General features: G+C 68.8%; 14 protein-coding genes. 1 reads left to right on the top strand and 13 read right to left on the bottom strand.

Annotation, left to right across the window (positions count from 1 at the left end; all coding sequences use genetic code 11):
• The first annotated feature begins 33 nt into the window (after positions 1 to 33).
• Positions 34 to 1,119 (top strand): alpha/beta fold hydrolase, encoded by a 1,086-nt coding sequence (locus LXN01_RS03855; RefSeq protein WP_236863255.1) that lies wholly within the window; start codon positions 34 to 36, stop codon positions 1,117 to 1,119.
• Here LXN01_RS03855 and LXN01_RS03850 read toward each other — a convergent pair.
• The 13 genes from LXN01_RS03850 to aroC form a co-directional block, all read right to left on the bottom strand.
• Positions 1,082 to 2,107 carry an alpha/beta hydrolase gene (locus LXN01_RS03850; protein WP_236863254.1) on the bottom strand — a complete coding sequence of 342 codons (1,026 nt, stop codon included), beginning with the start codon at positions 2,105 to 2,107 and terminating at the stop codon, positions 1,082 to 1,084. The two genes, LXN01_RS03855 and LXN01_RS03850, sit on opposite strands and share 38 nt — an antisense overlap.
• On the bottom strand, positions 2,104 to 2,907 hold the full coding sequence (locus tag LXN01_RS03845; RefSeq protein WP_236863253.1) for a TetR/AcrR family transcriptional regulator: 804 nt from the start codon (positions 2,905 to 2,907) through the stop codon (positions 2,104 to 2,106). Before LXN01_RS03845 ends, LXN01_RS03850 begins: the two co-directional genes overlap by 4 nt.
• Positions 2,897 to 4,522: a class I adenylate-forming enzyme family protein gene (locus LXN01_RS03840; RefSeq protein WP_236863252.1), complete on the bottom strand. Its 1,626-nt coding sequence runs from the start codon at positions 4,520 to 4,522 to the stop codon at positions 2,897 to 2,899. The genes LXN01_RS03845 and LXN01_RS03840 overlap by 11 nt, the downstream gene beginning before the upstream one ends.
• Complete coding sequence (locus LXN01_RS03835) at positions 4,519 to 5,727, bottom strand: branched-chain amino acid ABC transporter permease (protein WP_236863251.1); 1,209 nt, start codon at positions 5,725 to 5,727, stop codon at positions 4,519 to 4,521. Before LXN01_RS03835 ends, LXN01_RS03840 begins: the two co-directional genes overlap by 4 nt.
• Entirely contained in the window at positions 5,724 to 6,608 is an 885-nt protein-coding gene (locus LXN01_RS03830) for a branched-chain amino acid ABC transporter permease (protein ID WP_236863250.1), read from the bottom strand. The genes LXN01_RS03835 and LXN01_RS03830 overlap by 4 nt, the downstream gene beginning before the upstream one ends.
• On the bottom strand, positions 6,605 to 7,369 hold the full coding sequence (locus LXN01_RS03825; protein WP_236863249.1) for an ABC transporter ATP-binding protein: 765 nt from the start codon (positions 7,367 to 7,369) through the stop codon (positions 6,605 to 6,607). Before LXN01_RS03825 ends, LXN01_RS03830 begins: the two co-directional genes overlap by 4 nt.
• A gap of 3 nt (positions 7,370 to 7,372) precedes the next feature.
• Positions 7,373 to 8,146, bottom strand: a complete 774-nt coding sequence (locus tag LXN01_RS03820; RefSeq protein WP_236863248.1) for an ABC transporter ATP-binding protein — start codon at positions 8,144 to 8,146, stop codon at positions 7,373 to 7,375.
• A 7-nt stretch (positions 8,147 to 8,153) separates the two neighbouring features.
• Positions 8,154 to 9,314 (bottom strand): substrate-binding domain-containing protein, encoded by a 1,161-nt coding sequence (locus LXN01_RS03815; protein ID WP_236863442.1) that lies wholly within the window; start codon positions 9,312 to 9,314, stop codon positions 8,154 to 8,156.
• A gap of 566 nt (positions 9,315 to 9,880) precedes the next feature.
• A complete protein-coding gene (gene nusB / locus LXN01_RS03810) occupies positions 9,881 to 10,288 on the bottom strand; it encodes a transcription antitermination factor NusB (protein WP_236863247.1) in 408 nt (135 codons plus the stop codon).
• Positions 10,285 to 10,848 carry an elongation factor P gene (gene efp / locus LXN01_RS03805; protein WP_236863246.1) on the bottom strand — a complete coding sequence of 188 codons (564 nt, stop codon included), beginning with the start codon at positions 10,846 to 10,848 and terminating at the stop codon, positions 10,285 to 10,287. The genes nusB and efp overlap by 4 nt, the downstream gene beginning before the upstream one ends.
• 187 nt (positions 10,849 to 11,035) lie before the next feature.
• Positions 11,036 to 12,163 carry a 3-dehydroquinate synthase gene (gene aroB / locus LXN01_RS03800; protein WP_425547683.1) on the bottom strand — a complete coding sequence of 376 codons (1,128 nt, stop codon included), beginning with the start codon at positions 12,161 to 12,163 and terminating at the stop codon, positions 11,036 to 11,038.
• A 42-nt stretch (positions 12,164 to 12,205) separates the two neighbouring features.
• Entirely contained in the window at positions 12,206 to 12,865 is a 660-nt protein-coding gene (locus LXN01_RS03795; RefSeq protein ID WP_236863244.1) for a shikimate kinase, read from the bottom strand.
• Positions 12,862 to 14,055, bottom strand: coding sequence for a chorismate synthase (gene aroC, locus LXN01_RS03790; protein ID WP_236863243.1), 1,194 nt, complete (start codon positions 14,053 to 14,055; stop codon positions 12,862 to 12,864). The genes LXN01_RS03795 and aroC overlap by 4 nt, the downstream gene beginning before the upstream one ends.
• Positions 14,056 to 14,060 lie beyond the last annotated feature (5 nt).

The raw sequence follows: 14,060 nt of genomic DNA, 5'->3' as shown, positions 1-14,060 counted from the left end.
ACCGGGATCGCCGTCCACCGGCAAAGGAGCAGAATGGACGCCACCGCCGCACCCGTTGACACCCCGCCCGTCGGGTCCGCATTCCCGCCCGAGCTGCACGCAGGTCTTCCCTCCGGAGTCGGGACGGGGACGTTCTCCACCGCCCGGCACACGACCGGCTACCTGAGCGCCGGACGATCGGGGGACCCTGTCCTCCTCCTCATCCACGGCTGGCCCGAGTTCGCGCGCAGCTGGGTCCGGGTGCTCGAGCCGCTGGCGTCGGCCGGCTTCCACGTGGTCGCGCCGGACATGCGCGGCTACGGCACCTCCACCGTGCATCCGCAGGTCGGCGACTATTCGACCGAGGAGATCGTCACCGACATGATCGAGCTGCTCGCGCACCTCGGAGTCTCGGAGCAGTCGCGCTGCGTGGTGGTCGGCCATGACCACGGAGCGCCGATCGCGTGGAACATCGCCACCCACCACCCGGAGCTGCTCGCCGGAGTCGCAGGAGTGTGCGTGCCGTACATGCCGCCCGGGGCCGCGCTGACGGACCACATCGATCGCGAGCTCTATCCGGCCGCCGAGTACCCGTACGGCCAATGGGACTACCTCATCGCCCACCTGTCGCTGGCCGAGAAGATCGCCGAGGAGTTCGACGCCGATGTGCCCGGAGTCATCGCCTCGATCATGCGAGCCGGCTCGCCCAGGCACCTGGAGCGGCGGGCGCCGAACGCCTCGGTGCGCTCGCGCGGCGGCTGGTTCCCGGACGGACCGCCGCGCAGGGAGCCCGATCCCCGAGTGCTCGACGACACCGAGTACGAGGCGCTCGTCGCGTCCCTGCAGCACACCGGCTTCGCGGCGGCGAACGCCTGGTACCGCAACAATCGGGCCAATGCCGAGTACGCTGCCGCGAACGCCACCGGCGGACGTCTCACGGTGCCGGCGCTGTTCGTGCATGCGCGCTACGACATCGTGTGCACCACCCTCACGACGTCCCTGCCCGAGCCGATGCGTCGGGCGGCCGACGATCTCGACGAGGCGGTCGTCGATGCGGGCCACTGGGTGGCGCAGGAGAAGCCGGCCGAGCTCGTGGCCGTGCTCAGCCGCTGGCTGCGGTCGCTCGGCCTGGCGCGCTGATGCAACCGGCAACGGCGGCCGCGCCGGTCGGGGACATCAGGATCGTGTAGTGGTTCGTCTCCGGGATCTCCCGGACGGTCAGCTGCGATTCCAGGGCGGGCACCCGCGACTGCCACTCAGCGATGTACTCCCGCTCGAACAGGCCCGGTTCCTCGCCCTGCAGTCCCTGCCGCGTCCACAGCAGGTGGGCCGACACGGACAGGCCGTCGATGGCCGCCGGCAGGGCCTCTCCCCCATGCAGGTCAGCGGTGTCCTGCGCAATCGCCTCGTACCGGGTGGCCGGCCGCAGCCCGTCGGCACCGGGTTCCAGATCGTAGGCGATGTAGTCCTCGAGCAGTGCCGCAGTGCCGCCCGGGTCCGTCCAGGCGCCGGCGAAAGCGGGGTGCCGCTGCCAGTACCGCCGATAGTCGTCGACGGAGCCGAAGCGCATCTCCAGCCGTTCGGTGACAGGGCCGAGGACTGCCTGCACCACCTCGTCCGCTGACAAGCCTGCTGGGACCCGGAGCGGGATCCCGCCGTCCACCAGCACGAGCGAACGCACGAGCTCGGGATGCCGGTGGGCGAGCACCACGGCGACGAACGCGCCCATCGAGTGCCCCACGACATCCACGGGACCGGCCGCCAGGACAGCCAGGACAGCGGCGAGGTCCTCGGCATGCGCCGGCATTCCGTACGGGCCCGGCAGGACGCTGGAGCGGCCCCGCCCGCGCAGGTCCGGGGCGATGATGCGCACGCCGGGCAGCGCCGCGGCCAGCAGGCCGAAGCACCGGTGGGAGGCCGAGACGCCGTGGATCGCCAGGACGGTGGGGGCGGAGTTCTCCTCCGGCCCCCAGATCCCGACGGTCATCGCACCGCCGCGGACCGCGACAGTCGTCTGACGGTGACCCGGACCGAGATCGCTGCGACGGTGGGCGTCCAAGAGGAGCCGGTTCTGCCCAGCAGTCTCGACTACGGGGACTGAGGGATTCTGCGGATCCAGCTGCGTCATGGTTCGGTCCTCTCCGATGCCTGCCCGGTCCTGGGGTCCGGTGCAAGCGCCCGTTCGATGAACTCCATCATGGTATCGAAGACGTGATCGGGGACGCCGACGGGCGCCCGGGTGGGATCACCTCCGGCAGGAATGCCTGCCGCAGCGCGGTCCGAGTCACGTCCGGAAGGCACGTCAGCACTGCTCGCCAGGTGTCCGTCCCACGCCTGCTCATCCGGCCACAGCACCCACCGCATGCCGATGATCTCCCCGATGCCCATCAGAGCCCAGGCGATGACCTCGGGGTCCATTCGGTGGACCTCGCCTGCCTGCTGCCCCTGTTCGAGGCCTGCGACGTACCCGTCCACGATCCGCGAGTAATGCAGGCGCAGGGCCTCCGGCGATGCGGACTCCGCCTGGCGGATGATCCGATACAGCGCGGGGTGCTCCGCGGTGAACCGGAAGAACGCCTTGAAACCCGCCCGCTCGGAGGCGATTCGTCCTTCCGCCGCCTTCGCCCGGGCGGCTTCAGTCATGGCGTGGCGGACGCGGCGATTGAGGTCGACGACGACCTCGTTGAAGATCTCCTGCTTGCCCTCGAAGTAGAGGTAGAAGGTTCCCAGACCGCAGCCGGCCTCCTCCGTGATCTTGACGATCGAGGCAGTCGGGTAGCCCAGCTCGGCGAAGACCTTCTCCGCCGCGTCGAGCAGCCGGCGGCGGGTCCGCAGACCTCGCGCGCTCAGGACCGTGCCCTTGGTGGTCGTCGGTGCCTCGCCGCCCCCGAAGGCCGTGGAGTCCGAATGCAGCGGCTCAATCGCCATGGTGGTTCCTCTCTCGCTCGCCGTGCCTGAGGCGGCCGCGCGCGATCTTGTCCAGTCCTGTCCGAGGCAGGTCCTGCACGAAGGTGTAGACGGTGGGTTGCTTGTAGCCCGCAAGCAGCGCGCTGCAGTGCTCGCGCAGGGAAGTCTCGTCGACCGGGACGCCGCGTCGTCGGACCACGTACGCGTGACCCGTCTCGCCCCAGCGGTCGTGGGGAACACCGACGACAGCCGCCGCCGCGACTCCGGGATGGGACGTCAGGACCTGCTCGACCTCGGCGGGGACGACGTTCTCGCCGCCGGAGATGAAGATGTCCTTCAGTCGGTCAACGATCCGGAAGCACCCCCCGGCGTCGCGTTCCACCAAGTCCCCGGTGTGCAGCCAGCCACCGATGAGCGCTCGGGCGGTCGCCTCGGGATCCCGGAAGTACCCGGCGAAGACGCTGGGCCCGGACACGAGCAGCTCGCCGGTGGCCGGACCGTCCAGCAGCTGGCCGGTCACCGGGTCGGCGACAGCGACGTCGACATGCGGGTAGGGCAGCCCCATCCAGCCGACGCATTCCCGGGCGTCCTCGGCAGGCAGCGAGAGGACGTTGGGTCCGGCCTCGGTCAGCCCGTACCCCTGGACGAGGGGAACATCCCGCGCGTGCCACGTCCGCAGGAGGGCCGGCGGCATCGCTGCCCCGCCCACGACTGCCAGGCGCAGGCTCGACAGGTCGGTGGACTCGAAGTCGGGATGCTCGGCGAGCATCAGATACTGCGCCGGCACTGCCATGAGCGTGGTGATCCGCCGGTCCTCGATGAGGGACAGCACCCGGCCGGCATCGAAGCTGCGCTCCATCACCACCGTGGCGCCCGTCCACCAGGCCAGCAGCGGTTGGATGTTCCAGCCCCCGGTGTGGAACTGCGGCAGCACCGCCAGCACGACATCCGACGAGGTGACCTCCAGGGTCCGCGACAGAGCCAGGTTGTTCCAGAAGCAGTTGGCGTGCGTGAGCACCACGGCCTTGGCGACGCCGGCTGTTCCGGAGGTGAACGGCATCAGGACCGGGTCGTCGTCGAGCACGGGACTGCCGGGCATCCGCTGTCCGGCGCGGTTCCCAGCGGGACCGAGGCGATCGACGCGGTCGCGGCTCCCAGCGGGGTCCAGGCTCCCGACGGGGTCGACAGCCGGCGAGCGGAGCGGTGCGGGGACCTCCTGCTCGATGCCGTCCCGCCCCGGCGCGATGCGCTGCGGGGGTTCGGCCAGCAGGGCACAGGCTTCGACTGCCAGCGACCCGAACCCCTCTTCGACCACGAGCAGCGCAGGATCGGCGGTACCGAGCTGAGCGGCGACCTCCGCAGGGCGCAGGCGCCACGACAGAGGAGTCAGCACCAGCCCGGCTTTGGCGCACGCGAAGAACAGCACCACGTGGTCCGAGCTGTTGCCGGTCAGTGTGGCGATCCTGTCCCCGGGCCGGTAGCCGGCGGCGACGAAGCGCGCGGCGAGCCCGGCGGCTCGGTCCTCGAGGTCGCGGTAGGTCAGTGCGACCCCGGCGTCGAGGATCGCAGTGCGTCCCGGGGTTGCGACCGCCCGATCAGTGGTCCAGCGTCCCAGCGTATGCAGCCCGTCCTTCATGCCGCCTGCTCCAGCACTCTGACGGGGTCCTCGGTCCGGCCCCTGCCGCTCCCGAACCGGGTCGACAGCCGTCTGACCCAGCCCGCCAATCCGCCGGGCATGAAGAGCACCACCAGCACGAAGAGCGTTCCGAGGATGAAGAGCGGTTCGGACAGCGGCACCCGCAGGACGGCGGGCAGGGCGCCGATCACCTCGGACTGGGCGAGCACGGTGAGTCGCTGATCGAGCAGGGTGTAGAGGACACCGCCGAGCACGGCGCCCCACCGGGAGCCGACACCGCCCAGCACGACCATGACGAGCAGAGAGATGGTGAAGTCGGCGGAGACGGTCTTCGGCACGGCGCCGGACTGCAGCAGCAGGTGGGCCATGCCCACGCAGCCGGCCAGCGTGCCGCTGACCACAAAGATCAGCAGCTTCGCCAGGTAGGGCTTCAGCCCGAGCACTCTGACGCGATTCTCGTTCTCGCGGACGGCTGCGGCGAGGTGACCGGCCCTGGAGCTCTGGATCCAGCGCACCACCAAGTAGATGACGACGAGCACGGCGAGTGCCAGCCAGTAGAGGTTGCGGCTGTTCGACACTCCCACGAGGAGCGCGGGAACCTGATCTGTGTTCAGGCTGAGGCCTTCCTCGCCGCCGGTGGCGCCCCGGGGATTGCGGCGGACCAGGACGGACCCGGCCTGCGCGAAGGCCAGGGTCACCATCGCGAACGGAATGCCGCTGACCCTGAGCGCTACTGCGCCGGTGAGGTTGGCAAGGATGACGACGACTGCGAGCGTGACGAGCATGGCCGGGAGCAGGCCCATGCCGGTGCGCTCCAGCAGGATTCCCAGGACGTACGCACCGGCGCCGACGTACAGCGCATGCCCGAAGGACAGCAGGCCGACGACTCCGATGAGGAGGTGGTACGTCAGAGCAGCCGCGCCCATGAGCAGGCACAGTGCCATGAGCTGAAGGGCGCCGGGTTCGTAGGTGGGGCTGGGCAGGACGCCCGGCAGGTGGATATTCAGCAGCGGGAGCAGGGCCAGCAGGATCACGCCGGCGACGGCGAGCGCTCCGCCGAGCAGCTCGCGTCGTCCGGTGCCGGTGCGATCGGCGGAAGACCGGCCGGCAGACGGGCCCGTGCCCGCAGGCGGCGGAGCGAAGGAAGCCTTCACCCGCTCCCGCGTGTTGAGCTGTTCCTGTCGTTTCGAAGCCGTGGTGCTCATGCGGTGGCCACCGCCTTTCGTCCCAGGAGTCCGGCAGGTCGGGTCAGCAGCACGACGGCAAGCAGGATGATGACCACGAAGTCGCCGAAGCCCCAGTAGTAGTTGGTGAACTGCTGGAGGACCCCGACCAAGAGGGAGGCCACGGCCGCACCGGGCAGTGAACCCAGGCCTCCGATGACAGTCACGATGAAGGCGAAGATCAGCAGCGAGCCGCCGAGCATGGGCGACACATAGCCGAAGTAGTGGCTGGCGAGGACGCCGCCCAGCCCCGCCGCGGCACCACCGATCATGAACACCAGCGTGAATGCCCGGCGAACGTCGATGCCCAGGGCGGTGACCATGGACCGGTTCTCCACGCCGGCGCGGATGATCATGCCGTAGCGGGTCTTCTTGAGGAAGACGACCATGCCGACGAGCACCAGCACAGCGATCAGGATCGTGATGAACAGGTGGTTCGGGGTCTGGGCACCGAGGATGTCGGTGGTCATGCCCATCCAGGCCGGCCCGTCGATGTAGACGGGATCGGTGCCCCAGATGCCCTCGAACAGGGCGATCGCGGCGAGGTTCAGGCCCACCGTCACGAGGACCTGCTCGATGTGACGCTCGTACAGGGGACGGATGAGGACGAATTCCGTCAGCGATGCCAGCAGGGCGCCGACGAGGCAGCCGATCAGCAGGGAGAGCAGGAAGCCGGCCCAGGTGCCGGCTCCGATCAGACTCGCGGTCTGCCAGCCGATCAGGGCGCCGAGGGTGAGGAATGCTCCGTGAGCGAAGTTCAGCACACCCATCAGGCCGTAGATGAGGGACAGCCCGGAGGACACCAGGAAGTACACGGCTCCGAGGCCGAGTCCGGTCACCAGCAGCAGCACGACCGTGCTCATGAGGCGCGCCCTCCTTCTGTGCCGACGCCGAGGTGGCGGGTGACGAGATCCTCGTCGTCCAGGAACGATTCCGCGGATTCCGCAGTGTGGACGACCTTGCCGTCGGACAGGATGATGGCGCCGGCCGCAAGCCGGCGCACGACGGAGAGATTCTGCTCGACCAGCAGGATCGGCACCGTCGTGGCGGCTTCGGCAAGGGCTTCGGCGACCTCGGAGACGATCTTCGGCGCGAGTCCCTTCGTCGGCTCGTCCACCAGCAGCACCCGATTGTCGTTGAGCAGCGCGCGCGCCAGGGAGACCATCTGCTGCTGACCTCCGGACAGGGTGCCGGCGGCCTGGTGTGCGCGCTTGACGAGGTCGGGGAACAGGGATTCGACGAGTTCGCGCCGTGGGGAGTCGTCCCGTTCGGCCAGCCTCAGGTTCTCCGCCACGCTGAGCCCGGCGAAGACCTCACGGTCCTCCGGGACATAGCCGATCCCGCGCTGGACGATCCGGTGAGTGGGGAGGCCGTGGATGGGCTCGCCGCCCAGTTCCACGGTGCCCCCGTCGCGTCGGATCAGACCGAGGATCGCTTTGATGGAGGATGTCTTTCCCACGCCGTTGCGACCCAGCAGGGCCGTGATACCCATGGCGGGCACGGCGAAGGACACATCCTCCACGACTTGCTGGCCGTCGATCGAGGCCCGCAGTCGGCTGACCGCGAGGACGGGCACCTCGGTGTCGGCGCCGGTCGCGGTGGTGGGTTCGGGTGCGGTGCTCATCGCTCAGGCAGCCTTTCCGGTTGTGCCGAGGTATGCCGCCTGGACCTCGGGATCGGCCATGATCGTCTCGGGTTCGTCGACGGCGAGGAGTGTGCCGTGATGCATCACGGCGACCCGCTCCGCCAGACCGAGCACGACATCCATGTGGTGCTCGACCATCATGATGGTGCGGCCGGACTCGAGGTGGATGCGCCGGATGGTCTCGACCAGACCGGGGACGTCGCCGGAGCCGACGCCCGCCATGGGCTCGTCGAGCAGGATGAGCTCCGGATCGGTCGCCAGGATCATGGCGATCTCGACCTTGCGCTTGTCACCATGTGACAGTCCCCCGGCGGCGGCTCCTGCGCGGTCCTGCAGCCCCACCTGCTCGAGGCACCCGCGCGCCGTGGTGGTCGCCGCGTCGGCCGAGCGGGGGAAGCGGAACAGCGAGAGCGAGCCGCCCCGCTTGGCCTGGGCCGCTAGCCGGACGTTCTCCAGCACGCTCAGGCCCGGGAACAGGGAGGAGGTCTGGAACGTCCGGCCCAGTCCGGACCGCGCCCTTCTGTCCACCGGCATGCGCGTGATGTCCACGCCATTCATGGAGATGCTGCCTTCCGTAGGACGAAGCAGACCCGACACCAGGTTGAACAGCGTGGTCTTGCCGGCGCCGTTGGGGCCGATCACCCCGACCATCTCACCGGCGGCGACCTCCAGGTCGATGTTCTCGAGGATGCGGGCTCCGCCGATCTGCATGCCGACGTCACGGATTGCGAGGGCCGGCGTTCCATTGGTCGTCATGGTCCGCTCACTGACCCTGCACCGGCGGGGCGGCGTCGGCGGCGTCCACGGTCTTGACCAGCTCCGGCTTCCACTCGTCGCCGTCCTGGACGAGTTTGGCCTGGTACATGTCCTGGATCAGCGCGTGATCCTCGGCGCGCACCGCAGTCGTGCCCTTCGGCCCCTCGAACTCCCAGCCCTCGAGCGCGTCGATCATCGCGTCGACATCGGTGCCGCCGCCTTCCCCGACGGCCTGCACGATCATCTGCCCGGCAACGAAGCCGTCCGGAGTGAACAGGTCGGGTGAAGCACCCTGCTCCTCGACGTGGTCCATCATGAAATTCTCGACGTCGTTCTGGCCGGCCCCCGGGAAGTAGTGCGACAGGAAGGAGATCTTCTCACCGGCAGCGCCATAGGCGCCGAAGGTCGATTCGTTCGCCAGTCCTGTCACGATCGGTGCGGCGTCGAAAGCGCCCTGCTGGTTGAGTGCCTGCCACATGGAGCCGGCGTTGGCACCCGCCCAGGCGACGAAGACCAGGTCGGGGTCGGCGTCGACGACCTGGCGCGCGAACGGGGTGAACTCGGTGACGTCCTCGGGCACCAGGATCTCGGAGACCTCCGCCCCTTCGGCGCCGAGGACCGCCTCGACTGCGGCGACGTTCCCCTGTCCGAAGGCGTTGTCCTGCGCGAAGACCGTGACCTTGGAGCCGTCCAGGTCATCGACGAACTGGCCGGCCGTGGCGACGTCCTGCACGGACTGCCGACCGGAGCGGAAGGTGTAGTCGTTGATGCCGGTGACGGCATCGGTCGCCGCGGGACCGGAGATGTAGAGGACCTTGTTCTGCTCGGCCTGCTCGGCCAGCTTCAGGGCGATGCCGGAGACGGTGGTGCCGGCGAGGATCTGGTAGCCCTCGCCGATGAGCTGCTTGGCGATCGACACGCCCTTGTCGGGGTCGCCTCCGTCGTCGTGATAGGTGAGATTGATCTGAGTCTCCCCGACCGCCCCGGTGCCGTCGGTGGCGTAGTCGATTCCGGCCTGCAGGCCGGCGAAGTACTCTTCGCCGTAGGCCGCGAGCGGACCGGTCTTCGAGTAGACGATCCCGACGTCGACGCTGTCCGGAGATTCGGCAGCACTGCCGGACTCGACGGTGGGGGCACAGGCAGTGAGGGCAAGTCCGGCGACGAGCATGCCGGCGGCGGTGATACGGGCTGGGTTCTTCACAACTTCGGCCTTTCCCTTGAGGATCCGAGATGCGGTCATGTGAGGAGGTGCGGGGTCGTGCTCCCGCCGGGCAGGTGGCCTCAGGGACAGCGGTGTCCGAACGGCCACCTGAAACCCGGTTCAGGTTACGACTTGAGTATGTGTCAGAGATCACGCGCCGTCAAGACCCAATGCGGGACCGCGATCAGGAGAGCGTCCTCGCACGTCATGGTCCGGGGGTCGGAACGGTTCCAGCGACATGGATCTGCTGATCACAGAAATGTGAGAACAGGCGTCGGAGCGGACTTCACCGACCTGCAGATCGCGCCGGACGCGCCTTTCCGACCAGGAGGCTCGAAGCCCAACCGCGGGAAGAGCCCATGCGTTCCCGCAGCCTCCCGACGCAGGTTCAGGGAACAGCGGAAGGCGTGACGGCTCCCGGCGGAGCAGCAGAAGGGGAGAGGCAACCGGTCCGCTGCGGGGCCAGTTGAAGCGCGGGGCCAGTTGGAGGGAGAGTCAGCGCGACGCAGGCGCGGGCGCGAGCGCCCGGCCCGTCAGCTCAGAGTCGGCTTGATCTTCCGGATCTGGTCGAGCACGCCGTTGATGAACTTGGGCGAATCATCGGTGGAGTACTTCCGGGCCAAGTCGAGCACCTCGGCGATGGCGACCGGATCGTCGACCTCCGAGTTGTGCAGGATCTCCCAGATCGAGATCCGCAGCAGCGCGCGGTCGACTGCGGGCATCCGGTTGAGCGCCCAGCCGCGGGCGTAGGTCTCGATGAGCTCGTCGATCTCCTCCCGATGCGAGATGACACCGTTGACGATCTCCACCGCGTACGGCTTCATCGGGTATTCGGGGTCGCCCGAGCGCATGGTGAGCAGTTCGCTCTCGGACAGCTGCCGCTGCTCGGCCTCGAACAGGATCTCCAGTGCGCGCCGCCGCGCGCGGGTGCGGGAGCTCACTCCTTGACGCGGCCGAGGTAATCGCCGGACCGGGTGTCGACCTTGACCCGCGTGCCTTCTTCGAGGAAGAGCGGAACCTGGATCTCGTAGCCGGTCTCAAGTGTGGCCGGCTTCGAACCACCGGTCGAGCGGTCGCCCTGCAGCCCCGGCTCGGTATGGGCGATCACCAGCTCGACGCTCGCAGGGAGCTCGATGTAGAGCGCGGTGCCCTCGTGGAACGCGATCTGCACGTCCTGGTTCTCCAGCATGAAGTTGGCCGCATCGCCCACCAGCTCGGGGCTGATGGTGACCTGGTCGTAGTCGGCGGAGTCCATGAACACGTAGTCCGTGCCGTCGTTGTACAGGTACTGCATGTCGCGTCGATCGACGGTCGCGGTCTCCACCTTGGTGCCGGCGTTGAAGGTCTTGTCGATGATCTTCCCGCTCAGGACGTTCTTGATCTTGGTGCGGACGAAGGCCGGTCCCTTGCCCGGCTTCACATGCTGGAACTCGAGAACCTGCCACAGCTGGCCTTCGAGTACGAGGACCATGCCGTTCTTGAGATCGTTGGTCGTTGCCACGTGGTTCCCTTCAGCTCGGGTCAAAATCGCGCCCGGTCCGGCGCGCCGAGGATCGATTCTATCAGCGTGCCTGCCCAGCACTCCCGTCAGCGCGGCATGGAGCGCGAGCCGGTGCGCCCACGCCGCTCAACTGCCACAGCCGGCGCGTGGCATCATCGCGGTTCGTCCGGCTTCCTGCTGGGTGTGTTCAGAGCGTCTTCGTCGGCGACTCGACGGCGATCTCCTGATAGGCCGTGTAGAGCAGCGCGCTCTCCGCCCCTTCCAGCACGACCGGCCGGCACATGTCCTCGAGCACGATGAAGCGCATGAGCGATCCGCGGGCCTTCTTGTCCCGCTTCATGGTGTCGAGCAGCTGCGGCCACTTGTCTCCGCGGTATCCGGTGGGCAGGCCCAGGTGCTCCAGCACGCTCCGCTGTCGTTCGGCGACATCGATCGGCAGGTTCTTCGTCATCACCGACAGCTCCGCCGCGAACATCATCCCGACCGCCACTGCAGCCCCATGGCGCCACTGGTACCGCTCGGTGCGCTCGATGGCGTGGCCGAGCGTATGGCCGTAGTTGAGGATCTCCCGCCGGCCCGACTCCGTGAAGTCCGCGCTGACGACATCCGCCTTGACCCTGATGGACCGCTCGATGATCTCCCGCAGCGCGGGCGAGTCGTGCTGGGCGAGCTCGCTCTTGGGGGTGTTCTCGATGAGGGAGACGATCTGCTCGTCGGCGATGAACCCGCATTTCACGGACTCGGCCAGGCCGGTGAACAGCTCGTTCTCGGGAAGCGTCGCCAAGGAGTCGGTGTCCACCAGGACTCCGGCGGGTGCATGGAACGCGCCCACGAGGTTCTTCCCCTCGGCAGTGTTGATCCCGGTCTTGCCGCCGATCGCCGCATCCACCATGCCGAGCACGGTGGTGGGGATGTTGACGAAGCGGATCCCGCGCAGCCAGGTCGCGGCGACGAAGCCGGCCAGATCCGTCACCGCTCCCCCGCCCACTGCCACGATCGCGTCGGATCGGGTGAAGTCGCTCTGGCCCAGGATCTGCCAGCAGAACGCGGCGACCTGCACGTGCTTGGCCTCCTCGGCATCGGGGATCTCCGCTGCCAGCGCCTCATAGCCGGCTGACAGCAGGTCCTCGCGCACCGCCTCCCCCGTGGCGCGCAGCGCCCGCGGATGGATGACGAGGACCTTCTGCGCGCGCGGCCCGATCAGCTCCGGCAGATGAGACAGCAGACCGGTCCCGACGAGAACGGGGTAGTCGCCTCCGGCGCTGACGTCGATGCGGGTGGTCTCATTCAATGCGTGCCTGCTTTCTTCGCTCATATCACTGCTGACTCTACCGAGGCGGACCGAGCACCACCCGAATCAGTCTTCGGTCCGCTCTCCGTGCTCGTCCTCGCCGTCGGCTTCCGAGTGCCAGAATCTGGCGTACTCCTCGGCTCGCTGGAGACCCGTCAGGATGTCGACGATGCGATTGACGATCGTCGACGGCGGCGCGTTGGACGCCGACACGGAGATCGTCGCCACCGACTCGTACAGCGCTCTGCGCTCCTCGAGCAGCGCCGACCACCGGGTGATCGGATCCTCGTCGCCGGCCAGCAGCGGCCGATGCGATCCGTGGAGGCGCCTGCCGGCCGTCTCCTCGTCGATCTCGATGTTGATGACCTTGATCGCGGGGTGCTTGAGCTGAGCCCGGGTGCCCGAGTTCAGGATCGCTCCCCCGCCCAGGGACACCACTCCCGGTCGATCCAGCAGTCGCCGCAGGCTGCGTCTCACCACAGCCCGCTCGATCTCCCGGAACCGGGCCTCTCCGCGGTCGGCGAAGATCTCCGAGATCGGGCCGTTGTCGTTGACGATGAGCGCATCGGTGTCCGTCAGCGGCAGGCCGAGGCGGTCGGCGAGCAGCCGTCCGATCGTCGACTTGCCCGCAGCGGGAGGTCCGATGAGGACGACTCGTGCGCCGGCAGCCGGCACCGGGTCGAGCGGCGGAACAGGTCTGGGCAGCGGCTGGTCCGGCGGGTTCATCGTCCCGAGCGGAGCGCCGCCGGGATCGCCTCGAGGTAGGACTCCAGATTGCGCTTCGTCTCAGCGACGGAATCCCCGCCGAACTTCTCGAGGACTGCCTGGGCCACCACCAGGGTGACCATCGCCTCGGCGACCACCCCGGCAGCCGGGACCGCGCAGACGTCCGAACGCTGGTGATGGGCCTTCGCCGCCTCGCCGGTGGAGACGTCGATGGTGGCCAGTGCGCGCGGCACCGTCGCGATCGGCTTCATCGCGGCGCGCACGCGGAGCGCCTCACCCGTCGACATGCCGCCTTCGGTGCCGCCGGCGCGGTTGCTGCGGCGGCGCACGGAGCCCTCGACGCGCTCGATCTCGTCGTGGGCGGCCGAACCGCGGCGCTCTGCGGTGAGGAACCCGTCACCGACCTCAACGCCTTTGATCGCCTGGATGCCCATGAGCGCGCCCGCCAGGCGCGAATCGAGCCGGCGGTCCCAGTGCACGTGCGAGCCCAGCCCGGGCGGGACGCTGTCGACGATGACCTCGACGACTCCGCCCAGCGTGTCGCCGGACTTCCTGGCGTCGTCGACCTCCTCGACCATCCGCGCCGAGAGGTCACGATCGAAGCACCTCATCGGGTCGGCATCGAGTGCGGGAACGTCCTCGATCGAGGGCAGCGCCTCCTCGCCGGTGCCCTTGACCGGGCCGATCGCCACGGTGTGCGAGAGCACCGTGATCCCCAGCTCGGCGAGGAAGTTCGCGGCGACCGCCCCGAGCGCCACCCGGGTCGCGGTCTCCCGGGCCGAGGCGCGCTCGAGGATCGGCCGCGCCTCGTCCCAGTCGTACTTCTGCATCCCGACGAAGTCGGCGTGGCCCGGCCGGGGACGGGTCAGCGGGGCGTTGCGCGCCTGGTCGGCGAGCACCTCGGGATCCACCGGATCCGCATTCATCACCGACTCCCACTTGGGCCACTCGGAGTTGCCGACCTCGATGGCGATCGGCGACCCGAGGGTGCGCCCGTGCCGGACCCCGCCGAGGATCCTCACCTCGTCGGCTTCGAACTTCATGCGCGCGCCCCGGCCGTAGCCGAGGCGCCTTCGTGCCAGCGCCGCCGATATGTTCGCGCGGGTCAGCGGGACGTGGGCCGGCAGACCTTCGAGGATGCCGACGAGCGCCTCACCATGGGACTCGCCTGCAGTAAGCCATCTCAACATTCTTC

The sequence above is a fragment of the Brevibacterium daeguense genome, from assembly GCF_021729135.1.
Classification (GTDB): domain Bacteria; phylum Actinomycetota; class Actinomycetes; order Actinomycetales; family Brevibacteriaceae; genus Brevibacterium; species Brevibacterium daeguense.
The sequence above is the reverse complement of the archived record's forward strand: the minus strand, read 5'-3'. Positions and strand labels throughout refer to the sequence as shown.